General features: G+C 63.1%; 21 protein-coding genes and 1 tRNA gene. 14 read left to right on the top strand and 8 right to left on the bottom strand.

Translation table 11 applies throughout. From position 1 onward, the window contains the following. Positions 1-151: 151 nt before the first annotated feature. The 3 genes from zwf to OU419_RS20275 are packed head-to-tail and all read left to right on the top strand — an operon-like array spanning position 152 to position 2,988. Positions 152-1,621, top strand: a complete 1,470-nt coding sequence (zwf, locus tag OU419_RS20285) for a glucose-6-phosphate dehydrogenase (protein WP_254474747.1) — start codon at positions 152-154, stop codon at positions 1,619-1,621. Then, positions 1,608-2,324: a 6-phosphogluconolactonase gene (pgl, locus tag OU419_RS20280; RefSeq protein WP_254474749.1), complete on the top strand. Its 717-nt coding sequence runs from the start codon at positions 1,608-1,610 to the stop codon at positions 2,322-2,324. Before zwf ends, pgl begins: the two co-directional genes overlap by 14 nt. Before the next feature lie 16 nt (positions 2,325-2,340). Beyond that, the gene (locus OU419_RS20275) at positions 2,341-2,988 is read left to right on the top strand and encodes a bifunctional 4-hydroxy-2-oxoglutarate aldolase/2-dehydro-3-deoxy-phosphogluconate aldolase (RefSeq protein ID WP_254474751.1); all 648 of its coding nucleotides are present in this window, start codon (positions 2,341-2,343) and stop codon (positions 2,986-2,988) included. 129 nt (positions 2,989-3,117) lie between these two features. Here the strand turns inward: OU419_RS20275 and OU419_RS20270 are convergent, their stop codons facing one another. The 4 genes from OU419_RS20270 to OU419_RS20255 all read right to left on the bottom strand — a co-directional run bounded on the left by OU419_RS20270 (position 3,118) and on the right by OU419_RS20255 (position 7,360). Next, positions 3,118-4,950 carry an ABC transporter ATP-binding protein gene (locus OU419_RS20270; RefSeq protein WP_254474753.1) on the bottom strand — a complete coding sequence of 611 codons (1,833 nt, stop codon included), beginning with the start codon at positions 4,948-4,950 and terminating at the stop codon, positions 3,118-3,120. A 75-nt stretch (positions 4,951-5,025) separates the two neighbouring features. Continuing rightward, positions 5,026-5,586 (bottom strand): peptidylprolyl isomerase, encoded by a 561-nt coding sequence (locus tag OU419_RS20265; protein ID WP_254475120.1) that lies wholly within the window; start codon positions 5,584-5,586, stop codon positions 5,026-5,028. A 29-nt stretch (positions 5,587-5,615) separates the two neighbouring features. Then, on the bottom strand, positions 5,616-6,407 hold the full coding sequence (locus OU419_RS20260; RefSeq protein WP_254474755.1) for an alpha/beta fold hydrolase: 792 nt from the start codon (positions 6,405-6,407) through the stop codon (positions 5,616-5,618). A gap of 26 nt (positions 6,408-6,433) precedes the next feature. After that, entirely contained in the window at positions 6,434-7,360 is a 927-nt protein-coding gene (locus OU419_RS20255; RefSeq protein WP_254474758.1) for a LysR family transcriptional regulator, read from the bottom strand. Positions 7,361-7,415: 55 nt separating this feature from the next. Between OU419_RS20255 and OU419_RS20250 the strand changes: the two genes are divergently transcribed. The 9 genes from OU419_RS20250 (at position 7,416) to OU419_RS20210 (ending at position 15,114) form a co-directional block, all read left to right on the top strand. Continuing rightward, positions 7,416-7,733, top strand: a complete 318-nt coding sequence (locus tag OU419_RS20250) for a 3-phosphoglycerate kinase (RefSeq protein WP_254474760.1) — start codon at positions 7,416-7,418, stop codon at positions 7,731-7,733. A gap of 149 nt (positions 7,734-7,882) precedes the next feature. Continuing rightward, on the top strand, positions 7,883-8,482 hold the full coding sequence (locus OU419_RS20245; RefSeq protein WP_254474762.1) for an FMN-dependent NADH-azoreductase: 600 nt from the start codon (positions 7,883-7,885) through the stop codon (positions 8,480-8,482). A 210-nt stretch (positions 8,483-8,692) separates the two neighbouring features. Beyond that, entirely contained in the window at positions 8,693-8,977 is a 285-nt protein-coding gene (gene ihfB, locus OU419_RS20240; RefSeq protein ID WP_003091441.1) for an integration host factor subunit beta, read from the top strand. Positions 8,978-9,007: 30 nt separating this feature from the next. Then, positions 9,008-9,313: a LapA family protein gene (locus tag OU419_RS20235; RefSeq protein ID WP_254474764.1), complete on the top strand. Its 306-nt coding sequence runs from the start codon at positions 9,008-9,010 to the stop codon at positions 9,311-9,313. 121 nt (positions 9,314-9,434) lie between these two features. Then, positions 9,435-10,460 (top strand): tetratricopeptide repeat protein, encoded by a 1,026-nt coding sequence (locus tag OU419_RS20230; RefSeq protein ID WP_254474765.1) that lies wholly within the window; start codon positions 9,435-9,437, stop codon positions 10,458-10,460. A 59-nt stretch (positions 10,461-10,519) separates the two neighbouring features. Continuing rightward, positions 10,520-11,482: a UDP-glucose 4-epimerase family protein gene (locus OU419_RS20225; RefSeq protein WP_254475122.1), complete on the top strand. Its 963-nt coding sequence runs from the start codon at positions 10,520-10,522 to the stop codon at positions 11,480-11,482. Continuing rightward, complete coding sequence (locus OU419_RS20220; protein WP_254474767.1) at positions 11,479-12,504, top strand: MraY family glycosyltransferase; 1,026 nt, start codon at positions 11,479-11,481, stop codon at positions 12,502-12,504. The genes OU419_RS20225 and OU419_RS20220 overlap by 4 nt, the downstream gene beginning before the upstream one ends. Positions 12,505-12,578: 74 nt before the next feature. Beyond that, a complete protein-coding gene (locus OU419_RS20215; RefSeq protein WP_254474769.1) occupies positions 12,579-14,567 on the top strand; it encodes a polysaccharide biosynthesis protein in 1,989 nt (662 codons plus the stop codon). 196 nt (positions 14,568-14,763) lie between these two features. Further along, positions 14,764-15,114 (top strand): ComEA family DNA-binding protein, encoded by a 351-nt coding sequence (locus tag OU419_RS20210; RefSeq protein WP_254474779.1) that lies wholly within the window; start codon positions 14,764-14,766, stop codon positions 15,112-15,114. A 256-nt stretch (positions 15,115-15,370) separates the two neighbouring features. Here OU419_RS20210 and OU419_RS20205 read toward each other — a convergent pair. Further along, positions 15,371-15,446 (bottom strand) — tRNA-Asn (locus tag OU419_RS20205). Positions 15,447-15,516: 70 nt separating this feature from the next. After that, a complete protein-coding gene (locus OU419_RS20200) occupies positions 15,517-16,713 on the bottom strand; it encodes an amino acid aminotransferase (RefSeq protein ID WP_254474781.1) in 1,197 nt (398 codons plus the stop codon). A gap of 183 nt (positions 16,714-16,896) precedes the next feature. Here OU419_RS20200 and uvrB point away from each other — a divergent pair, with 183 nt between their 5' ends. Then, positions 16,897-18,912 (top strand): excinuclease ABC subunit UvrB, encoded by a 2,016-nt coding sequence (gene uvrB, locus OU419_RS20195; protein WP_254474783.1) that lies wholly within the window; start codon positions 16,897-16,899, stop codon positions 18,910-18,912. 29 nt (positions 18,913-18,941) lie between these two features. Here uvrB and OU419_RS20190 read toward each other — a convergent pair whose 3' ends face one another. Continuing rightward, positions 18,942-20,429 (bottom strand): MDR family MFS transporter, encoded by a 1,488-nt coding sequence (locus tag OU419_RS20190; RefSeq protein WP_254475124.1) that lies wholly within the window; start codon positions 20,427-20,429, stop codon positions 18,942-18,944. A gap of 61 nt (positions 20,430-20,490) precedes the next feature. Beyond that, complete coding sequence (locus OU419_RS20185; RefSeq protein WP_254474785.1) at positions 20,491-21,525, bottom strand: HlyD family secretion protein; 1,035 nt, start codon at positions 21,523-21,525, stop codon at positions 20,491-20,493. Positions 21,526-21,634: 109 nt separating this feature from the next. Between OU419_RS20185 and OU419_RS20180 the strand changes: the two genes are divergently transcribed. After that, positions 21,635-22,555 carry a LysR family transcriptional regulator gene (locus OU419_RS20180; RefSeq protein WP_254474787.1) on the top strand — a complete coding sequence of 307 codons (921 nt, stop codon included), beginning with the start codon at positions 21,635-21,637 and terminating at the stop codon, positions 22,553-22,555. Positions 22,556-22,573 lie beyond the last annotated feature (18 nt).

Raw genomic sequence — 22,573 nt, 5'->3', positions numbered from 1 at the left:
AGCCGGTCAGCGGCGCTATCCTAACTTTCAGGCCCGCAAGCGACCAACTACCGCGCAGTATGGGAAAAACATGTTGTTTAATTACTACATTTTTGTCTTAATTGCGGCGTATTTGGCTAACTATCGTTTAAAATTTGGTTGGTAACAACAAATGCCGGAAGTCCGCGTTCTGCCTTGTACCCTCGCGCTGTTCGGTGCGCTGGGCGATCTCGCCTTGCGCAAGCTGCTGCCGGCGCTGTACCAGCTCGATCGCGAGAGCCTGCTGCATGGCGATACCCGTATCCTTGCCCTGGCCCGCGATGAAGGTGCCGGTGAGGCCCCGCTGGCGGTCATCGAGCGGCGCCTGCGCCAGGCGGTGCCGGCGGGCGAATGGGATGAGTCGGTGTGGGGGCGTTTCCATGCGCGCCTGACCCCCATGAGCATGGATTTCCTCGACGCCGGCGCCTATGCGGCGCTGGCCGGGCGGGTCGATGGCGAACAGCCGCTGGTGGCCTATTTCGCCACTGCCGCCTCTGTGTTCGGCGGCATCTGCGCGAACCTGGCCGCAGTCGGGCTTGCCGAGCGTACCCGCGTGGTGCTGGAAAAGCCCATCGGCCATGACCTGGAGTCATCGCGCGCGGTGAATGATGCCGTGGCGCGTTTCTTCCCGGAAAACCGCATCTACCGGATCGACCACTATCTGGGCAAGGAGACGGTGCAGAACCTTATCGCGCTGCGCTTCGCCAACAGCCTGTTCGAAACCCAGTGGAATCAGAATCATATTTCCCACGTGGAAATCACCGTGGCCGAGAAGGTCGGCATCGAAGGCCGCTGGGGCTATTTCGACAAAGCCGGCCAATTGCGCGACATGGTGCAGAACCACCTGTTGCAGTTGCTCTGCCTGATCGCGATGGACCCGCCCAGCGACCTCACCGCTGACAGCATCCGCGATGAGAAGGTCAAGGTACTGCGCGCGCTGGAGCCGATCGCGCCGGAGCAACTGGCGACTCGCGTGGTACGTGGGCAGTACACCGCCGGCTTCATCGACGGCAAGGCGGTGCCCGGCTATCTCGCCGAGGAGAACGCCAACCCCAACAGCGATGCGGAAACCTTCGTCGCGTTGCGGGTGGATATCCGCAACTGGCGCTGGTCCGGGGTGCCGTTCTATCTGCGCACCGGCAAGCGCATGCCGCAGAAGCTGTCGCAGATCGTCATCCACTTCAAGGAGCCGCCGCACTACATCTTCGCGCCGGAGCAGCGTTCGTTGATCAGCAACCGCCTGATCATCCGCCTGCAGCCGGACGAGGGTATCTCCCTGCAGGTGATGACCAAGGACCAGGGCCTGGGCAAGGGCATGCAGTTGCGCACCGGCCCGCTGCAACTGAATTTCTCCGAAACCTTCCAGACCGCTCGTACCCCGGATGCCTATGAGCGATTGCTGCTGGAGGTCATGCAAGGCAACCAGTACCTGTTCGTGCGCAAGGACGAGGTGGAGTTCGCCTGGAAGTGGTGCGACCACCTGATCGCCGGCTGGGGGCGTCTGGGCGAGGAGCCCAAGCCATACCCGGCGGGGACCTGGGGACCACAGGCGGCCGTAGCTCTTATCGCCCGTGACGGGAAGGACTGGTATGGCGATCTTTGAACCGAAATTGATGGAAGGCATGGCCTGGAAAACCTGGAATAGTCCCGCCGAGCAGGCGAAGGGGCTGGCCGACGCGGTAGCGGACGCGCTGCGCGAGGCTCTGATCGAACGTGGCCGTGCGCTGCTGGTGGTATCTGGCGGGCGCAGCCCGGCGGCATTTCTCGAAGCGCTGAGTGGCGCGCTGCTGGACTGGTCGAACGTGGCCGTGAGCCTGGCTGACGAGCGCTGGGTGCCGGAGTCGCACCCCGACAGCAACGCCGGCCTGTTGCGCCGCCATCTGTTCAAGGGGGCGGCCGCCAAGGCGCGTTTCATTGGCCTGTACCAGCCGGCCGCATCGCTGGAGGAGGCTGCGGACAAGGCCGATCAGTTCCTCGGCGAGCTCGCGTTGCCCATCGACGTGCTGGTGCTGGGCATGGGCGACGACGGCCACACTGCCTCGCTGTTTCCGAGCAGCCCGGGGCTGGTGGAGGCGCTCGATCCTTCCAGCCCGCGCCGCTGCCTGCCGATGTGGGCGCCGGCGGTTCCGCACCAGCGCCTGACCCTGACCCGCGCTGTGTTGCAGAACGCGCGGGTACAACTGCTGGCCATCCAGGGGGAAGCCAAGCTGGCCACCCTGAGCCAGGCCCTCAGCGATAACGATGAACTGCGCATGCCGGTCAGCGCGTTTCTTCGTTTACCTCTTTCGATCCATTGGTGCCCCTGAGGCGCGGAGTTACGCGATGTCCGAACAGCACATCCAGCAGATCGATGCCCTGGCGCGGCGTGCGCGCATCCTGCCGGTGATCACTATTGACCGCGAAGCGGACATCCTGCCCCTTGCGGATGCGCTCGCCGCCGGTGGTATCACTGTGCTGGAGGTTACGTTGCGGACGCCGTTCGGACTGACCGCCATCCGCCAGTTGAGCGCGGAGCGGCCGGAGCTGCTGGTGGGGGCCGGTACAGTGATCGACCCGCTGACCTTCCGTCAGGCGGAGGAGGCCGGGGCGAAGTTCATCGTCACGCCGGGCTGCACCGACGAACTCCTGCAGTACGCAGTCACTCGCCCGGTGCCGCTGCTGCCGGGAGTGGCCACCGCTTCGGAGATCATGGCGGCCTATCGCTATGGGCTGAGGCGTTTCAAGCTGTTCCCGGCCAAGGTGTGCGGTGGCGTGGATGCGCTCAAGTCGTTCGCCGGCCCGTTCCCGGATGCGCGCTTTTGCCCAACCGGTGGCGTCGGCCCGGACAATCTGAACGATTACCAGCGCTTGCCCAATGTGATGTGCGCAGGCGGTAGCTGGATGCTGCCCAAGGCTGCCCTCGATAGCGGCGACTGGGCCACGGTCGAACGCCTGAGCCGCGAGGCGCTTGCGTTGCTCGATACACACTGAGCTGTCCTGGTTTGGACATGCCCGGCCTGTGCGCCGGGCTTTTTTATGGGCGCGTTGCGGTACCGGGCCGCGCGCGCTCCATCCAGGACAAGGCCCGCCGCTGCTTCCTGTGCCGGTAGCGGCGAGGTCTCAGTCGACTCCGACGAAACCGCCGGTCTGGTGCCGCCACAGCCGCGCATACAGCCCGCCGCGGGCCAGCAGTTCGGCATGGCTGCCGCTCTCAACGATGCGGCCGTGCTCCAGCACCACCAGGCGGTCCATGCGCGCGATGGTGGAGAGGCGGTGGGCGATGGCGATCACCGTCTTGCCCTGCATCAGGGTCTCCAGGCTTTCCTGGATCGCCGCCTCGACTTCCGAGTCCAGCGCCGAAGTTGCCTCGTCGAGGATCAGCACGGGGGCGTCCTTGAGCAGCACGCGAGTGATCGCAATGCGCTGGCGCTGGCCGCCGGACAGCTTCACGCCGCGCTCGCCGACATGGGCGTCGAGGCCGTGGCGGCCCTCGGCATCACTGAGCTGCGGGATGAACTCCGAGGCGCGTGCCTTGTGGATGGCGTCCTGCAGTTCCGCTTCGCTGGCGTCGGGGCGGCCATACAGCAGGTTGGCGCGGATAGAGCGGTGCAGCAGGGATGTGTCCTGGGTGACCATGCCGATCTGGGCGCGCAGGCTTTCCTGGGTCACGCCGGCGATGTCCTGGCCGTCGATCAGGATGCGCCCGCCTTCGAGGTCGTAGAGGCGCAGCAGCAGGTTCACCAGGGTCGATTTGCCGGCGCCCGACGGCCCGACCAGGCCGATCTTCTCGCCGGGGTGCACCACCAGGTCGAGGCCATCGATCAGGCCGCCGCCCTTGCCGTAGCTGAAGGAGACCTGTTCGAAGCGTACTTCGCCCTGGCTGACCTGCAGTGGCTTGGCGTCGGAGCGGTCGTTGACCTGGCGGGGCAGGGCGATGGTCTGCATGCCGTCCTGCACCTGGCCGACATTCTCGAAGATGCCTCCGACAACCCACATGATCCACCCGGACATGTTGTTGATGCGGATGACCAGGCCAGTGGCCAGGGCGATCGCGCCTACCGAGATGAGCGACTGGGTCCACAGCCATAGCGCGAGGCCGGTGGTGCCTGCGATCAGCATGCCGTTGAAGATGGTGATGGTGACGTCCATCGAGGTCACGACGCGCCCGGCGCGCTGGGCCTTGCGGGTCTGGTCGTCGATTGCCTCGCGGGCGTAGTCCTCTTCCTGGCGGGTGTGGGCGAACAGCTTGAGGGTGGTGATGTTGGTGTAACCGTCGACGATGCGACCCATGAGCCTGGAGCGTGAGTCCGAGGCGGCCACCGAGCGGCTCTTTACCTGCGGAACGAAATAGGCCAGCGCGCCGACATAGCCGATCACCCACAGCACCAGCGGGACCATCAGGCGCCAGTCGGCCTCGGCGAACAGCACCAGTGCGCTGATGGTGTAGATCACCACGTGCCAGATGGCGTCCACGACCTGTACTGCGGAGTCGCGCAGTGAGTTGCCGGTCTGCATGATCCGCTGGGCGATGCGCCCGGCGAAGTCGTTCTGGAAGAAGCCGAGGCTCTGCTTGAGCACGTAGCGGTGGTTCTGCCAGCGGATCAGGTTGGTCATGCTGGGGTTGATGCTCTGGTGCACCAGCATGTCATGCAGGCCGTTGAACAGCGGACGCAGGATCAGCGCCACTACGGCCATCCATGCCAGTTCCGGGCCGTGCAGTGTGAAGAACTGCGCAGGGGGAGAGCCCTGGGCGAGGTCGACGATGCGGCCCAGGTAGCTGAACAGCGCGACTTCGATCAGGGCGACGATCAGGCCGACTACCAGCAGGGCGGAGAACACCGGCCAGACCTGGCGCAGGTAGTAGACGTAGAAGCGAATGACGTCGGAGGGAGGCATACGCTCGGGGACGTCGCGGAAGGGGTCGATCAAACGCTCGAAACGACGATAAAGCATGATTGTTCTCGGGTTGGTAGCGGGGCCGTCCTGGCCCCGCCGAACATGGCCTCCGTCAGGCGTGTGCGCGGAAAATCACAGGCGCTTGGCGGAGAGAATGACCACCGGGGTGGCCGGTACGTCCTGGAACATGCCGCGGTTGCCGGTTTTCACCTGGGCGATCTGGTCGACCACGCCCATGCCGCGCACGACCTTGCCGAACACTGCGTAGCCAAAGTCGCGGGAGCCGTGGTTGAGGAAGTCGTTGCCAGTCAGGTTGATGAAGAACTGGCTGGTGGCCGAATCCACGGCACTGGTGCGAGCCATGGCCAGGGTGCCGCGCTCGTTGAGCAGGCCGTTGTCGGCTTCGTTCTTGATCGGCGCCTGGGTGTCCTTCTGGGTCATGTTCTCGGTGAAGCCACCGCCCTGAACCATGAAGTTCGGGATCACGCGGTGGAAAATGGTGCCGTTGTAGAAGCCGCTGTCGACATAGGAGAGGTAGTTCTTCACCGAGATCGGCGCCTTGTCGGCGTAGAGCTCGATTTCGATTTCGCCCAGGCTGGTGTTGAGCAGAACGTGGGGCTTGTTGGTGTCCGCGGCAAGCACCGAGCTTGCGAGGACCAGGGAGCAGGCGGCGAGCAGGAAGCGTTTGAACAGAGTCATTTGGCGAATGTTTCCGTTGGGTTCTAGGAGTGGTCTACCTGCTCGAGGAAGTCGAGCAGAGTGGAGTTGAATCGTTCTGGCTGGTCCAGTGGCGTGGCGTGGCGCGAGTCCTCGATTACCACCAGGCGGGCGTTGGGCATACGCCCGACATACGCCTGCTTGAGCGATATCGGGGTGTAGTCGCGGTCGGCGCTGATCACCAGCGTGGGACAGGTTATGCGCGCCAGGCGTTCCTGCACACCCCAGCCGATGATGGCATGCAGGCTGGAAAGGTAAGCGCGTTTGTCGTTCTGCGGCCAGCGTTGCTGGATCTTGTGGCGCAGTTCCGCCTGCTCGGGCTTGGGGAACAGCAGCTTGCCCAGTGCCTTGCCTACGGTGTCCAGGCCGAGCACATGGGCGAGGAACAGGCGCCGCGCGACTTCCATATATTCGCGCAGTGTCCGGGGTTTCACTTCCGGGGCGCTATTGACGATGGTGAGGCTGTCGAGGCGTTCCGGCCAGCGGGTGGCCAGTTCGAAGCCGATCATCCCGCCCATGCTGATGCCGACCAGGTGAACCCGGCCCAGGTGCAGGTGATCGAGCAGAGCCATCACGTCTTCGGCGAATGCGGCGATGCTGTAGCGCTCGCGCGGTTTGTCCGACTGGCCGTGGCCGCGCACGTCGAGGGCGATCACCCGATGGCGCTTCTCCAGCTCCGGCACCTGGAACTCCCAGTCGCGGGCGCTGGAACCCAGGCCGTGCACCAGCACCACCGGGGTGCCGAAGCCGCTCTCCTCGTAATGCAGGCGGTGACCGGCGTGATCGAAGAAGGGCATCTGCGGCTCCTTGTTCCCCTGGGCGCTCAGGCCTGGCTCTGGGGGGCGGCGAAGTGGGCATCCAGCGGTACGCTGGCAAAGGTGGTCAGCAGTTCGACGAGGATCTGCGTGGCCGGGCCGAGCGGCTTTTCCTTGTTCGGGTATAGGTAGAAACGACTCTCCCGCACTCCGCCCTGGTTCAGCGGCAGCGGCTTGAGAAGGCCGTCCTTGAGCTCGCGCTCGATCATGTGCCGCGGCAGCCAGGCGAAGCCCAGGCCGTTGCTGACGAAGGTGGTGGCGGTGGCGAGGCTGCCCACGGTCCAGCGCTGCTCGGCGCCTAGCCATCCGACGTCGCGCGGTTGCAGCCGGCCGGAATCGCGGATGACCACTTGCATCTGGGTTTCCAGATCCTGGTGGGTGACATCCCGTTGCAGGCGATGCAGCGGATGGTCGGGATGGGCGACGGCGACGAAGTCGACGATGGACAGATCCGCACCGAGGTGGCCGGGGATATTCAGGCCGCTGATGGCAAGATCGGCATGCCCCTGCACCAGTGCTTCTTCCACGCCGGAAAGCACTTCCTCGCGCAGTAGTACGCGGCACCCTCGGCTTTGCGGCATGAAAGCGGAGAGGGCGCGAACCAGGCGCACGGTAGGGTAGGCAGCGTCCACCACCAGGCGCACCTCCGGCTCCCAGCCCTGCTCCATGTGGTGGGCCAGCTCTTCAAGTTGGCCGGCGGACTTGACCAGTTGCCGCGAGCGTCGCAGCAGCACCTCGCCGGCTTCAGTGAGCACGGCCTTGCGCCCGTCGATGCGCAGCAGCGGGACCCCAAGCTGCTCCTGCATTCGCGCCACGGTATAGCTGATCGACGACTGCGAACGGTGCATGGCTTCTGCCGCCTGGGCGAAGCCGCCGTGATCGACTACGGCCTGCAGGGTTCTCCACTGATCCAGGGTAACGCGGGGCGCTTTCATCCTCGCCTCCTCTTGTCTAATCTGGCGGTCCGGAAAAGACCAACAAGAGACCGCCATGAAAAAAATCGTCTGTGCCGTACTGGCCTTGCTGCCGTTGACTGCCCTGGCTTACCCCATCGAGGTCGAGAAATCGCTCAATGGCACCGAGGTCAGTTATGACACCCAGGACATCGGTGACCAGATGGGCGCGATCCTGTTGCGCAACAATGGCCAGCAGTCGGTCACCTGTACCGCGGTGTTCGTCAACGGGCCGGAAACCCCGCATGTGCGCAAGGCGAGCATGGCGCCAGGCAAGGAGGCCAACCTGACCTCCAGTTTCAGTCGTGCTGTCATCAAGCTGCGCATCAAGCTCACGTGCAAGCCGGGCTCGTGACGGGAGTTTCACCTCTCCAAGACTAGAAGCAGTCCGGTTAAAAATCAATTTATTCGATAATTGGTAGCGATTATTTCCGCTTTTTTATCGACTTATTCATCCCTAGGATTTACTCCATCGCCCAGTTATGACCGATGGAGGTCGAATCCATGTCCCGCGTCCTGGTTATCGAAAGCAGCGCCCGCCAGCAAGGCTCGGTATCCCGCCAACTGACCCGAGAATTCATCGCGCAGTGGCAGGCCGCTCATCCGGCCGATGAGATTCAGGTGCGTGACCTGGCCGTCGAGCAGGTGCCGCACCTGGATGCGGACCTCCTGGGTGGCTGGCTGAAGCCTGAGCAGGAACAGTCCGATACCGAGCGTGCGGCCCTGCAGCGTTCCAACCTGCTGACCGCCGAACTGCAGGCGGCCGACGTGCTGGTCCTGGCAGCGCCGATGTACAACTTCGCCATTCCCAGCACCCTAAAATCATGGCTGGACCATGTGCTGCGCGCTGGCATCACCTTCAAATACACCGAAACCGGCCCGCAGGGCTTGCTCAGCGGCAAGCGCGCGTTCGTGCTGACCAGCCGGGGCGGCGTCTACGCCGGTGGCGCGCTGGATCATCAGGAACCCTATCTGCGCCAGGCGCTGGGCTTCGTGGGGATTCATGACGTCACCTTCATTCACGCCGAGGGTCTGAACATGGGGGCCGAATTCGCGGAGAAGGGCCTGAGCAAGGCCAAGGCGCAGCTCGCCGCCGTGGCCTGATCCATTTTCCCTTTCGCACCCTCTCGCTCCTGGGTGCGACCCCGGCCGACCTCCATCCCCGGAGGCCGGCCGTTTTTTATTGTCCGTGGGGCATCCCGGCGCTCTTTGCGGGGAAAAATCACATCGCTCCCTTTCAGGCTGTTCAAAGCCTGACCAGCGTGCTAAAAGAACCTTGAGCTGATCTAGCCGCTTGAAAAAGAAGGGAAAACCATGACCAAGTCGGAGTTGATCGAGAGAATCGTCACCCATCAGGGGCAGCTTTCCGCAAAGGATGTGGAACTGGCGATCAAGACCATGCTTGAGCAAATGTCCCAGGCTCTGGCGACGGGGGATCGCATTGAAATTCGTGGGTTCGGCAGTTTCTCGCTGCATTACCGGGCCCCGCGCGTAGGGCGCAATCCGAAAACCGGCGAGTCCGTGCGCCTGGACGGCAAGTTCGTCCCGCACTTCAAGCCCGGCAAGGAGCTGCGCGACCGCGTCAACGAGCCCGAGTGATCCCGGGACATCCGTTTTGAAGGAGTTTCCATGCTTCGGGTAACGCGCTTCCTGTTGATCCTGGCGCTGGTGGTGCTGGCCGCCGTGGTGGTGGTCTTCGTCCTGGAAAACCTCCAGCCCGTACAACTCACTTTCCTCGGCTGGCAGTCGCCGCAATGGCCGCTGGTGCTGTTCATTTCCCTGGCATTCATCGCTGGTGGCCTGATCGGGTTGCTGCTGAGTGTTCCCTTCCGCGCCCGAGCGCGTGTCCGCATCGCTGGAATGCACTCCGAGCTCACTCGCTTCCGCAAGGAGAACGACGCGCTGCGTGACAAGTCGCTGACGGACCATGCCTAGCGTTATTGCCACGCTGTTCTTCTTCTGCGCCCTGGCCATCGGCTGGTGGATGGGGCGTCGCTCGCGTCTGAAACCCTCGCCGATGGGGGAGAGCAAAGACCTCCGGACGCGCATCCACAGCATGCACAACCTGCTTGAGCGTCACTCCGACGATGCGTTGGAGAGCCTTTCCCAGGGGTTGGTCGTCAGTCCTGAAACGCTGGAAAGCCATCTGCACGTCGGCAACCTGTTCCGCCGCCGGGGCGACATCGAAAAAGCCATTCACATTCACCAGGACCTCCTGGGGCGAGCTGGTGAAGACGCCACGCTGGTGTCGCAGGTCCGTCTCGAGCTGGCGCGGGATTTCATCGCCGGCGGCCTGCTCGGAAGCGCCGAAGAGCTGCTGGATGAGCTGGTCCATCTGCAGGGCGAGCCGATCTCGCTCGAGGCGCTGGATGAGCAGCGCCTGATCTGCGAGCGGGAAAAGGACTGGCCGCGCGCCATCGAGCTGGCTGCCCGTCTGGTGCCCAGCAGGCCGGAGCTGAGCGCAGCGTTGGCGAATTATTACTGCGAGCTGGCTCAGGACAAGGGCCGAACTGGCGATCGCAGCGCCATGCAGGAGTTGCTGCGCGAGGCGTGCCGTGTCGATCGTCATTGCGTCCGGGCGATGCTGATGCGGCTGGACTGTGAGTTGTGGCGCCATGACCATCCGGCGGCAATCGCCACGATGGGCGAGCTGGCGCGGGACGCCAAGGCATTCGTCGGCGAGATCGTTCCGCTGCTGCGGCGCTACGATGCCCTCGGGGTGCCGGTGGTGAGTGAGTTCCTGCGGGGCCTGGCGGAGTCCGAGGAGGTGCCGCCGGTGATTCTGGCGGTGCTGGCGGAAACCGAGGATGACGAGGTTGCCAGGCAGTGGCGCGACAGTCTGTTGCAGCGTGTCGAGCAGCATCCATCGTGGCAGGGCATAGGCGAATATCTGGATGTTGCCGGCCGTGATGACAAAAAACTCACTGTCATCGAAAAAATCGCTCCAATTATCATCGGCTTATATAGGACAATGCCGCGCTATCGCTGCGGCAAGTGCGGTTTCGCCGGGCGGGAGCTTCACTGGCAGTGCCCGAGCTGCCATGCATGGAATGCGCTGCGGCCGGTCATCTCGCCCCTCTAAGCGCGATTTTGCTCGACAACATGGATGGCGCCGCTGGCGTCAGGTTCTCAGGTGCTGGATTGAACGTTTTACTGACGGGCGCGACGGGGTTTGTCGGTCGAGGCGTCCTGGCGCGCTTGTGCGCGGAGCCAGGATTGCGGACTCGCGTAGCTGTGCGACGGATGCCCGAAGAATTGCCTGCGGGCGTCGATTGCGTGCGTATCGAACGTCTTAGCATCGACCAGGACTGGGGCGATGCGCTTAAGGACATCGATGTGGTCATTCACGCGGCCGCGCGAGTGCATGTCATGGAGGAGCGCGCGGCGGACCCGCTGGCTGAGTTCCGCGCCGCCAATGTCGAGGCGACTCGTCACCTGGCCCGGCAGGCAGTGGCGGCAGGCGTGAAGCGCTTTGTCTACCTCAGTTCGATCAAGGTGAATGGAGAGGAGACCGAGCCGGGACATCCCTATCGCGCCGACTCGCCTGCCCAACCCCGGGACCCCTATGGCCAGTCCAAGCTGGAAGCCGAGCGCGCTCTGTTCGATATCGCCGGCGAAACCGGCCTGGAAGTGGTGGTGGTGCGTCCGCCGCTGGTTTATGGCCCGGGCGTCAAGGCAAACTTCGCCAGCCTGATGGGCGCGCTGCAACGACGCTTGCCGCTGCCGTTCGCCGCCATCGACAACCGCCGCAGCCTGGTCGCCCGTGACAATCTGGCGGATCTGCTGTTGCTCTGTTCGCGTCATCCCGCTGCGGCTGGACGGGTATTTCTGGTCAGCGACGATCGGGATCTCTCCACCGCACAGCTTTGCCGGGAGTTGAGCGTGGCGCTGGCGGTGCGTCCGCGCTTGCTGCCGATCCCCCCCTTCATGCTGCGCCTCCTGGGCTTGCTGACCGGTCGCGGCCGGCAGATCCAGCGGTTGCTCGGCTCGCTGCAGGTGGACATTTCCGCAACCCGACAGATCCTGGGCTGGGTGCCTCCGGTCTCCACCGAGCAGGCATTGCGGGAAACGGCGCCCTGGTACAGGGAGCGACGCGGTCAATGAGTATGCTGGCATTGCTGGCAGCGACCTTCCTGGCATCCTGGGGCATGACCTGGGGGGTGCGGCGCTATGCGCTGGCGCGCAGCATCATGGATATCCCCAATTCCCGGAGCTCGCACCAGATTCCGACGCCGCGGGGTGGTGGCGTGGCGATCGTGCTGGGTTTTCTCGTTTGCCTGGCCGCCGCGGCCTTGCTGGGCGGAGTGGACTCTCTCAGTCTGGTGGCCCTGCTGCCGGCCGGAGCCTGGATTGCGGCCATAGGATTTGTCGACGATCACCGGCATATTCCAGCCCGTTGGCGGCTGCTCGGCCATTTCCTCGGCGCCGCCTGGCTGCTCTATTGGCTGGGCGGCCTGCCTGCGCTGCCGATGCCCTGGGGGATGCTGGATCTGGGTGTGCTGGGCGAACTGCTGGCACTGGTATTCCTGGTCTGGCTGCTCAATCTCTACAATTTCATGGATGGCATAGACGGCATTGCAAGCCTGGAAGCCATCTGTGTGTGCATGGCGGGCGCGCTGTGCTACTGGCTGGTCGGTGCTGCCACCATGACCTGGCTGCCGCTGATTCTGGCGATGGCAACCGCAGGTTTCCTGCTCTGGAACTTCCCGCCGGCGCGCATCTTCATGGGCGATGCGGGGAGTGGTTTCCTCGGCCTGGTGCTGGGTGGCATGGCGTTACAGGCTGGCTGGATCGCGCCGCAGCTGATCTGGTGCTGGCTGATTCTGCTCGGAGTGTTCGTGGTCGATGCGAGCTATACGCTGATCCACCGGCTGATTCGCGGTGAGCGGGTCTACGAGGCACATCGAAGTCATGCGTACCAGCGCGCATCGCGGCGATATGGCAGCCATCTACGTGTTTCGCTTGCAGTTACCGGTATCAACCTGTGCTGGTTGATGCCGCTGGCGATTTTGGTCAGTCTGGGCTGGCTTTCCGGTCTGCTGGCACTGATTGTGGCCTATGCTCCATTGGTGCTTGTCGTAGCTCGTCTGGGTGCAGGTCGTCCGGATGATCAGGGTGTGAGCTGAACTCCATTGGAAATGGTGGTCAATGTAGCGGAGAAGAGCGCGTTTTCTCCGCACTCTATGAAGGACAAGCGCGAATGCTCCGAGAACGCCTGCTAAGGCTTCCGCGACGGTACAAGCGACTTTTGCAAGTCGCCACTGACATCATTCTGGTCTGGTTTTCGCTCTGGCTGGCGTTCATCGTTCGCCTGGGTACCGACGACCTTCTGTATCCAGTGCGTGTGCATGGCTGGCTGTTCGCGGCTGCGCCGTTGGTGGCGGTTCCGTTGTTCATCCGTTTCGGCATGTACCGTGCCGTCATGCGCTACCTGGGTAACGACGCGCTGATCGCGATCTGGAAGGCGGTGACGCTCTCGGCGTTGCTGCTCTCCCTGGTAGTGTACTGGAACCGCTCGGTGACCGAGGCCGTCCCGCGCTCCCTGGTGTTGAACTATTGGTGGCTCAGCCTGCTGATGCTGGGAGGCCTGCGCCTGGCCATGCGGCAGTACTTCATGGGCGATTGGTACAGCGCCGTGCAGTCGGTGCCGTTCTTCAATCGCCAGGACGGGTTGCCGAAGGTTGCCGTCTATGGCGCTGGTTCAGCGGGCAATCAGTTGGTCGCGGCCTTGCGTCTGGGGCGCGCCATGCGCCCGGTGGCGTTCATCGATGATGACGACGAGATCGTCAACCGAATCATCGCCGGCTTGCGTGTCTACAAGCCCAAGCATCTCCAGCAGATGATCGAGGAGACCGGTGCTCAGGAGGTGCTACTGGCGATTCCGTCCGCCTCGCGCGCTCGTCGCCGGGAAATCCTGGGCCTGCTGGAGCCGTATCCGCTGCATGTGCGCAGTGTTCCGGGCTTCATCGATCTGGCCAACGGCCGGGTGCGGGTGGATGACATTCAGGAAGTCGACATCGCCGACCTTCTCGGGCGCGATGCCGTCGAGCCGCGCAAGGAGCTGTTCGAGCACTGTATTCGCGGCCAGGCGGTGATGGTTACAGGAGCGGGTGGTTCGATCGGTTCCGAACTGTGCCGGCAGATCCTCGGCTCGGCACCCACGGCTCTCGTCCTGTTCGAGCACAGTGAGTACAACCTCTATCGCGTGCATCAGGAACTGGACATGCGCATCAAGCGCGAGTCCCTGCCGGTTCAACTGGTGCCGATTCTCGGCTCGGTGCGCAGTCCCGAACGCCTGTTGGAAGTGATGCGTACCTGGAAGGTGGCGACGGTCTATCACGCCGCCGCCTACAAGCATGTGCCCATCGTCGAGCACAATATTTCCGAGGGGGTGCTCAACAACGTCCTGGGTACGCTGCACACCGCGCAGGTCGCGGTTCAGGCGGGCGTGCAGAATTTCGTGCTGATCTCCACCGACAAGGCCGTGAGGCCCACGAATGTGATGGGCAGTACCAAGCGTCTGGCAGAGATGATCCTGCAGGCCTTGAGCCAGGAGTCGGCTCCCGTGCTGTTTGGCGACCGTACCGGGGTGCATCAGGTCAACAAGACGCGTTTCACGATGGTGCGCTTCGGCAATGTGCTGGGTTCCTCCGGCTCGGTGATTCCGCTGTTCCGTGAGCAGATCAAGCGTGGCGGGCCGGTGACGGTGACGCATCCGGGAATCACCCGCTATTTCATGACCATTCCCGAGGCGGCTCAGTTGGTGATCCAGGCTGGCTCGATGGGGCGTGGCGGTGACGTGTTCGTGCTGGACATGGGGCAGCCGGTGAAGATTCTCGAACTGGCGGAGCGGATGATTCACCTGTCTGGTCTGAGTGTGCGTTCGGAGCGGACGCCGCATGGCGATATCTCCATCGAGTTCAGTGGACTGCGCCCGGGGGAGAAACTGTACGAAGAATTGCTGATCGGCGATGACGTCAGTGCCACGGAACACCCGATGATCATGAAGGCCAACGAGGAACTGATGCCCTGGGAGGGCTTCAAGCTGGTGCTGGCCGATCTGCTCAAGGCGGTCGACCAGGGCAACTTTGCACGGGTACGGCAACTGCTGCGCGAGACAGTGAACGGTTACTGCCCGGAGGGCGACATCGTCGATCTCATCCATCAACAGCGGCGAATGGAGCCATGACCGACCTGCGTTAGCAGGTAGTTTGGTGTTCACTTCTGTTTCCGGTGTCAGTCTTTTCCGTGAGTCTTGTCAGTCTCCTCGGGAAATGTCTCCAGCTCTCAAATTGGGGCTTTTCGGCCTCGCTCCGAACGATAAGGTTGGCTGGCGGGTGCAATTCGTGCCCGCCTCGATCTGTTCGAAAATCAAGGAGCGATACATGAAAAAGATCCTTACTTCCGCTGCATGCGCAATCCTGCTGACCACGCTGACGTTCAGTGGCGCTGCCAACAGTGCCGCGAAGAGCGAAGCGCCGGCCAAGCCGGTCGCAATGGAGTCAGCCAAGCCGGCGGCGCAGTCGGGCGCCGATCAGATGGCTGCGGTCAATATCAACACTGCCGATGCCCAGGAGTTGCAGGCGTCTCTCAAGGGGGTAGGCAAGGTGAAGGCCGAGGCAATCGTCGAATACAGGAAGGCCAATGGCCCGTTCACCTCGGTGGATCAACTGCTGGAGGTAAAAGGGATTGGCAAGGCGACCCTGGAGCGCAATCGCGACAGGATTACGCTGTAGATATCCATCCTGAGACACAGGAAGCCGGTCCATGACCGGCTTCTTCGTTTTCATCATCCGATGTCGTGACGGGCTGTGGCGGCTACGCGGGAGGCAGAAGATAGAAGCTCCTGGCGCTTTGGATGGTGGACTCCACGGCGTCAGCCGAACGCGCGTCAGCGCGGCCCCGAAGGGGGAATCACCTGGGACATGGTCCCTGGAGAGAGTCCAGCGGCACAAAGAAAAAGCCCCCGGCGTGTGCCGAGGGCTTTGAATTTGGCTCCGCGACCTGGACTCGAACCAGGGACCCAATGATTAACAGTCATTTGCTCTACCGACTGAGCTATCGCGGAACAACGGGGCGTATCTTACTGATTAAAAAGGGGAAGTCAACATTCTGAATGTGCCTTCCCCTCAAAATTGTTACAGAACCTGGGTGATGGCGCGAGTAACGGTGTCCAGGTTGCCATTGTTCAGCGCTGCAACGCAGATGCGGCCAGTGCCTACCGCGTAGATGCCGAACTCGTCCTTCAGGCGCTCCACCTGCTCGGCGGTCAGGCCGGAGTAGGAGAACATGCCGCGCTGCTGGGCAACGAAGCCGAAGTCGCGCTTGGCGCCCTGGGCGGCCAGTTGGGCAACCATTGCTTCGCGCATGGTGCGGATCCGGCCACGCATTTCGCCCAGCTCGTCTTCCCACATGGCGCGCAGTTCCGGGCTGTTGAGCACGGAGGCAACGACGCTGGCGCCGTGGGTCGGCGGGTTGGAGTAGTTGGTGCGGATCACGCGCTTGACCTGGGACAGGACACGGCCGGACTCCTCGCGGCTGTTGGTCACGACCGACAGTGCGCCAACACGTTCGCCATACAGCGAGAACGATTTGGAGAAGGAGCTGGAAACGAAGAAGTTCAGGCCCGACTTGGCGAACAGGCGCACTGCTGCGGCGTCTTCGTCGATGCCGTCGCCGAAGCCTTGGTAGGCGATGTCGAGGAACGGCACGTGGCCCTTGGCCTTGAGCACATCGAGAACCTGTCTCCAGTCGTCCATGCTCAGGTCGACACCGGTGGGGTTGTGGCAGCAGGCATGCAGCACGACGATGGACTGCGACGGCAGGGCGTTCAGGTCTTCCAGCAGGCCGGCGCGGTTCACGCCGTGGGTGGCTGCGTCGTAGTAGCGGTAGTTCTGCACCGGGAAGCCAGCGGCTTCGAACAGGGCGCGGTGGTTTTCCCAGCTCGGGTCGCTGATGGCGACGGTGGCGTTGGGCAGCAGGCGCTTGAGGAAGTCGGCGCCAGTCTTCAAGGCGCCAGTGCCGCCGACAGCCTGGGTAGTGACTACACGGCCTTCGGCCAGCAGTTCGGAATCAGCGCCGAACAGCAGTTTCTGCACGCCCTGGTCGTAGGCAGCGATGCCTTCGATCGGCAGATATCCGCGCGGGGCATGGGCCTCGATGCGGGCTTTCTCCGCGGCCTGTACGGCGCGCAGCAACGGGAGACGACCTTCCTCGTTGTAGTACACACCCACGCCCAGGTTGATCTTGCCCGGACGGGTATCGGCGTTGAAGGCTTCGTTCAGGCCCAGGATGGGGTCGCGGGGGGCCATTTCGACAGCGGAGAACAGACTCATTTTGGCAGCAGCTCTAAGGCGGGAGTGAAGTGCAATTGCATCCCACCGCTCACGGCGCTGGGGGATGCGTCGACGGGCCGGTATTATATAGCCCTCAGTGGCAGGCGGCGAGTTGATCGCGCATGCTTTCGACTGGTAAGACGCTTTAGCCACCGAAGCGTCACACGCCAACGCGAGGTTCTCATGTCGTTATTCCAGCTCGATTCGCGCTTCAAGCCCGCCGGCGATCAGCCAGAAGCCATCCGACAAATGGTGGAAGGTTTGGAAGCAGGCCTGTCGCACCAGACATTGCTGGGGGTTACCGGCTCCGGCAAGACCTTCAGCATCGCCAACGTCATTGCCCAGGTACAGCGGCCGACCATGATCCTGGCGCCGAACAAGACCCTGGCTGCGCAGCTCTACGGCGAGTTCAAGACATTCTTCCCGAACAACGCGGTGGAGTATTTCGTTTCCTACTACGACTACTACCAGCCCGAGGCCTATGTACCGTCCTCCGATACCTATATCGAGAAGGATTCTTCGATCAACGATCACATCGAGCAGATGCGGCTTTCGGCGACCAAAGCGTTGCTGGAGCGCGAAGACGCCATCATCGTCTGTACCGTCTCGTCGATTTATGGTCTTGGCGACCCGGCGTCCTACCTGAAAATGGTGCTGCACCTGGATCGCGGCGACAAAATGGACCAGCGTGAGCTGCTGCGCCGTCTGACCAGCCTGCAGTACACCCGCAATGATATGGATTTCGCCCGTGCTACCTTCCGAGTGCGTGGCGATGTGATCGACATCTTCCCGGCGGAGTCGGACCTCGAAGCGATTCGCGTCGAGCTGTTCGATGACGAGGTGGAAAACATCGCGGCGTTCGACCCGCTCACTGGCGAAGTCATCACCAAGCTGCCGCGTTTCACGTTCTATCCCAAGAGCCACTACGTCACGCCGCGCGAGACGCTGCTCGAAGCGGTCGAGCACATCAAGGCCGAGTTGAAGGTGCGCCTGGAATACCTGCGCAACAACAACAAGCTGGTGGAGGCCCAGCGGCTGGAACAGCGCACCCGCTTCGATCTGGAAATGATCCTTGAGCTGGGCTACTGCAACGGCATCGAGAACTACTCGCGCTACCTCTCCGGGCGCGGTCCCGGTGAGCCGCCGCCGACGTTGTACGACTACCTGCCGGCCAACTCGCTTCTGGTGATCGACGAATCCCACGTCAGCGTTCCCCAGGTTGGCGCCATGTACAAGGGTGACCGTTCACGCAAGGAAACCCTGGTGGAATACGGCTTCCGCCTGCCCTCGGCGCTGGACAACCGCCCGCTGCGCTTCGAGGAGTGGGAGGCTATTAGCCCGCAGACCATCTTCGTTTCCGCGACGCCCGGCCCTTATGAAGAGCAGCACGCCGGCCGTGTGATCGAGCAGGTGGTGCGTCCCACCGGTCTGGTTGATCCGGAAGTGGAAATCCGTCCGGCGACCACTCAGGTGGACGATCTGCTCTCGGAAATCCGCAAGCGCGTGGAAGTTGATCAGCGCGTGCTGGTCACGACCCTGACCAAGCGCATGGCCGAGGACCTCACGGACTACCTGGGTGACCACGACGTGCGGGTCCGCTATCTGCACTCGGACATCGATACCGTCGAGCGGGTCGAGATCATCCGCGACCTGCGGGCTGGTGCCTTCGACGTGCTGGTTGGCATCAACCTGCTGCGTGAGGGCCTGGACATGCCCGAAGTGGCTCTGGTGGCGATCCTCGATGCGGATAAGGAGGGCTTCCTGCGTTCGGAGCGCTCGCTTATCCAGACGATCGGCCGCGCTGCGCGTAACCTGCATGGAAAGGCGATTCTCTATGCCGACAACATTACCGGCTCGATGCAGCGGGCGATCAGCGAGACTGAGCGGCGCCGAACCAAGCAACTGGAGTTCAACGCCAAGCACGGCATCGTGCCCAAGGGTGTGAAGAAGGACATCAAGGACATCCTCGAGGGCGCCGTGGTGCCTGGTGCCAAGGGCAAGCGCCGGAGTCTGGCGAAGGTGGCGGAAGAGAGCGGGAGTTATGAGAGCGAACTGCGTACGCCGGAGGAGGTCGCCAAGCGTATCAAGCAGTTGGAAGAGCGCATGTACCAGTTGGCCCGAGATCTGGAGTTCGAGGCGGCGGCGAGTGTGCGCGACGAGATCGGCAAGCTGCGCGACCGAATGGTGTCACTGGGCTGATTCTGTGCCCGCACAGGGGAGCTGGGCGCTCAGTGCGCCCCGGCTCCCGCTCCAGCACCCATACCTGCCGGCAGCGGACGGGTGAGCAGGACTGCCACCATGCTGACCGCCAGGACGATGCCGATGGCATGGAATGCGTCGTTATAGGCCATGATCGCCGCTTGCTGGTGGACGATTTCGCTGATCTTGCCCAGCGCCGCCTGCTGCGTACCCAACTGCGAAGTGAGCTGTGCCAGGCGCTCATCCACCGCGCCGTTCACTGGCACCACGGCTTCGCGCAGATAGTCGTAGTAGACCTTGGCGCGGCTATCCAGAAGGGTCGCCAGCAGTGCGATGCCGATGGCGCCGCCAAGGTTGCGCAGGATGTTGAACAGACTGGAAGCCGAGCCTGCGTCCTGTGGCTGCAGGTAAACCGTGGCGATCAGCGAGATGGTGACCATCACCATCGGCTGGCCGAGCGCGCGCAATAGCTGGATCTGGTTGAACTGCGGGCCGGCGAAGTCCGGGTTGAGCACGCCGGAGCAGAAACTGGCCAGGCCGAACAGGCCGAAGCCCAGGGCGCAGAGCAGGCGCGGTTCGATGATCTTCATCAGCTTCGGAATCAGCGGGATGAGGAAGAGCTGTGGTACACCCATCCACATGATCACCTCACCGATCTGCATGGCGTTGTAGCCCTGGATCTGTGCCAGGTACAGCGGCAGCACGTAGATCGAGCCGTACAGCCCCATGCCCAGACCGATGCTGGATATGCTCGACAGCCCGAAGTTGCGGTTACGCAGGATGCCCAGGTTGATCAGCGGGTTGGGGCGTGAGGTCTGCAGGATCACGAACAGGATCAGGCTTACCAGTGCGATGCTGCCGAGGCTGACGATCAGGCTGGATTCCAGCCAGTCTTTGCGGTGGCCTTCTTCCAGGAACACCTGCAGGCAGCCCAGGCCGATGGCCATCGTGACGATGCCAGCGTAGTCGGTGCTCTTGAGCAGTTCCCAGTGTGGTGGCTTCTTCTCCAGGCCATAGAGCAGGCCGGCGATCATCAGCAGGCCTGGCGGGATGTTGATGTAGAAGATGTATTCCCAGCCGAAGTTTTCGGTCAGCCAGCCGCCCAGGGTTGGGCCAATCGACGGCGCGAAGGTGGCGGTGATGGCGAACAACGCCATGCCCTTGGGGCGATGGTGTTCCGGCAGTTTGATCAGTGCCAGGGTGAAGGCTAGTGGGATCAGCGCGCCGCCGGTGAAACCCTGCATGGCGCGGAACACGATCATGCTCTCCAGGTTCCAGGCGAACGAGCAGAGCAGCGAGGAGAACAGGAAGCCGACGGAGATCATCCAGGCCAGTCGGCGTGCTGAGAGCAACTGCACCAGCCAGGCGGTGAGCGGGATCATGATGATTTCCGCCACCAGATAGGAAGTGGAAATCCACGAGCCTTCCTCCAGGGTGGCGGCCAGCGCGCCCTGGATGTCTTTCAGTGAGGAGTTGGTGATCTGGATGTCGAGGACCGCCATGAAGGCGCCGAGCATGGCGCTGAATACGGCGATCCAGTCGCGGCGAGTCGGTTCCCCGACCGGCCGCACCAGGGCATCAGCGCTCACGCAGGGCGACCTCGGCCTCGACCGACATGCCGGGGCGGATCAGGCCCTTGAGCGGATTGTCATCGGTGAAAGTGATCTTCACCGGGATGCGCTGTACCACCTTGGTGAAGTTGCCGGTGGCGTTGTCGGGCGGCAGCAGGCTGAACTGCGCGCCGGAAGCGGCGAACAGGCTCTGCACCTGGCCATCGATAGGGGTGTCGGGGAACGAGTCGAATACCAGGCGCGCTTTCTGGCCCGGACGCATACGGCCGATCTGGGTTTCCTTGAAGTTCGCCTGGATCCAGATGCCGTCGTCGGGAACCAGTGACAGCAATTGGGTCCCGACCTGCACATACTGGCCGATGCGCGCATTGCGCTGGCCGATCAGACCGCTCACCGGGGCGCGGATTTCGGTGCGCGCCAGGTTGATCTCGGCCTGTGCGACGTCGGCGCGGGCGCCTTCGATCTGGGCCTGCAGGCGCTGGATATCAGTAGCCAGGGTATCGCGCTGGATGTGCTGGGCCTGCAGATCGGCACGGGCTTTGGCAACCTGGGAGCGCGCCACATTGGAATCGGCGGTCAGTGTTGTGACGCGCTCTTCCGAAACGTAGCCGGGCTTGCGCAGCGCCTGGGCGCGGCTGAGGTCAACTTCCGCCCGGCCGAGGGTGGCCTGGCTGGCGTTCACATCGGCCTCGCTGGCCGCGATCATGCTCGATTGACCCTTGAGCTTGCTGCGCGCCTGCGCCAGCTCTGCCTCGCGGGTGGCAAGGGTGGCCCTGGCGCGATCAAGCGCCAGTTTGAAATCGTCGGCTTCCAGCTTGACCAGCAACTGGCCTTTCTCGACGTGCTGGTTATCCTGCACCAGCACCTCATCAATGCGGGCGCCGAGCTGGCTGGCGATGCGCGTTATCTCGCCCTGGACATAGGCATTGTCGGTGGCTTCGACGAAGCGGCCGACGAAGTACCAGCGCGCGAGGACGGCGAGGGCGATCACCGCAAGGATGACGAAGAAGATGGTCAGGCGACGTTGCAGTTGGGCTGGCATAGGTAAACGAGCGTTTGGTCGGCAGAAAAATGTTTGCCAATGTAACAGTGTTCCGTGGCAGCACGTAGCCGCTACACTTCGGAAACTTTGTTGCTTATAGGGAACAATCATGGGGCTGGATGATGCGCTGATCTTTACCCGCGTGGTCGAGCTGCACAGTTTCACCCAGGCGGCGCAGAGCCTGGGCATGCAGAAGTCCACGGTCAGCCGGCGCATTGTCCTGCTCGAAGAGCGCCTCGGGGTCCGGCTGATCAATCGCACGACCCGCAAGTTGCGCCTTACCGAAGTCGGCCAGGCCTACTACGATCGCTGCCGGCAGATCATGCACGACTTCGCCGAAGCCGAGCAGGCGGTGATGCAGTTGCAGCAGGCGCCATCGGGGCTCTTGCGGATCACGGCGCCGATCGAGTTCGGGCAGATGTACCTGGCGAAGGTGCTCGGCGACTTCATGGGGCTGTACCCGCAGATCACTGCCGAAGTCGAGCTCACCTCGCGAGCGGTCGACCCGCTGGAGGAGGGGGTGGACATCGTCATCATGGTGGGCCAGCCGGAAGACTCAACGCTGATCGCACGGCGCATGCTGCTTACCAATCGCTGCCTGTGCGCCAGTCCGGAGTACCTCAGGCTGCATGGTCATCCGCACCAGGTCGAGGAACTCGCCGGCCATCGTGCCGTGTTGCTCCAGGCCGATTCCCAGCGCTACTGGCCGCTGCGTGGCGAAACCATCCCCTGCCACCGGGTGCTGTCGTGTAACAACATTACCTTCGCCCGCGAGGCAGTGCTGGCCGGCGCGGGTATTGCGTCGCTGCCGGAGCTGATCGTCGACGAGCAACTGGCCAATGGCAGCCTGGTGCGCCTGCTGCCGCAGGTACAACTGCCGGTTGGTGAACTGTATGCGGTCTATCCGTCGCGGCGCTTCCAGGCGATGAAGGTCAAGGCATTCCTCGACTTCCTGATCCACAACCTTCCGACCGATGCGGAGCGTTGGCTGGAGCCGGGGGCGGCCCGCCTGATAACATCCCGTCCATGAGCGCGTGTCCCGGCGCGC

This window comes from Pseudomonas triclosanedens (assembly GCF_026686735.1).
In the GTDB taxonomy this organism is placed as follows: domain Bacteria; phylum Pseudomonadota; class Gammaproteobacteria; order Pseudomonadales; family Pseudomonadaceae; genus Pseudomonas; species Pseudomonas triclosanedens.
The sequence above is the reverse complement of the archived record's forward strand: the minus strand, read 5'-3'. Positions and strand labels throughout refer to the sequence as shown.

Excerpts from the sequence above, each read along its gene's own strand:
- OU419_RS20260 (WP_254474755.1), bottom strand. The coding sequence starts at position 6,407 with ATGCCCTTCTTCGATCACGCCGGTCACCGCCTGCATTACGAGGAGAGC.
- OU419_RS20250 (WP_254474760.1), top strand. The coding sequence starts at position 7,416 with ATGAAAAAAATCGTCTGTGCCGTACTGGCCTTGCTGCCGTTGACTGCC.
- OU419_RS20270 (WP_254474753.1), bottom strand. The coding sequence starts at position 4,950 with ATGCTTTATCGTCGTTTCGAGCGTTTGATCGACCCCTTCCGCGACGTC.
- OU419_RS20235 (WP_254474764.1), top strand. The coding sequence starts at position 9,008 with ATGCTTCGGGTAACGCGCTTCCTGTTGATCCTGGCGCTGGTGGTGCTG.
- zwf (WP_254474747.1), top strand. The coding sequence starts at position 152 with ATGCCGGAAGTCCGCGTTCTGCCTTGTACCCTCGCGCTGTTCGGTGCG.
- OU419_RS20200 (WP_254474781.1), bottom strand. The coding sequence starts at position 16,713 with ATGAGTCTGTTCTCCGCTGTCGAAATGGCCCCCCGCGACCCCATCCTG.
- OU419_RS20220 (WP_254474767.1), top strand. The coding sequence starts at position 11,479 with ATGAGTATGCTGGCATTGCTGGCAGCGACCTTCCTGGCATCCTGGGGC.
- OU419_RS20230 (WP_254474765.1), top strand. The coding sequence starts at position 9,435 with ATGCACAACCTGCTTGAGCGTCACTCCGACGATGCGTTGGAGAGCCTT.
- OU419_RS20275 (WP_254474751.1), top strand. The coding sequence starts at position 2,341 with ATGTCCGAACAGCACATCCAGCAGATCGATGCCCTGGCGCGGCGTGCG.
- OU419_RS20210 (WP_254474779.1), top strand. The coding sequence starts at position 14,764 with ATGAAAAAGATCCTTACTTCCGCTGCATGCGCAATCCTGCTGACCACG.
- OU419_RS20185 (WP_254474785.1), bottom strand. The coding sequence starts at position 21,525 with ATGCCAGCCCAACTGCAACGTCGCCTGACCATCTTCTTCGTCATCCTT.
- OU419_RS20180 (WP_254474787.1), top strand. The coding sequence starts at position 21,635 with ATGGGGCTGGATGATGCGCTGATCTTTACCCGCGTGGTCGAGCTGCAC.
- uvrB (WP_254474783.1), top strand. The coding sequence starts at position 16,897 with ATGTCGTTATTCCAGCTCGATTCGCGCTTCAAGCCCGCCGGCGATCAG.
- ihfB (WP_003091441.1), top strand. The coding sequence starts at position 8,693 with ATGACCAAGTCGGAGTTGATCGAGAGAATCGTCACCCATCAGGGGCAG.
- pgl (WP_254474749.1), top strand. The coding sequence starts at position 1,608 with ATGGCGATCTTTGAACCGAAATTGATGGAAGGCATGGCCTGGAAAACC.
- OU419_RS20255 (WP_254474758.1), bottom strand. The coding sequence starts at position 7,360 with ATGAAAGCGCCCCGCGTTACCCTGGATCAGTGGAGAACCCTGCAGGCC.
- OU419_RS20245 (WP_254474762.1), top strand. The coding sequence starts at position 7,883 with ATGTCCCGCGTCCTGGTTATCGAAAGCAGCGCCCGCCAGCAAGGCTCG.
- OU419_RS20215 (WP_254474769.1), top strand. The coding sequence starts at position 12,579 with ATGCTCCGAGAACGCCTGCTAAGGCTTCCGCGACGGTACAAGCGACTT.
- OU419_RS20190 (WP_254475124.1), bottom strand. The coding sequence starts at position 20,429 with ATGCTCGGCGCCTTCATGGCGGTCCTCGACATCCAGATCACCAACTCC.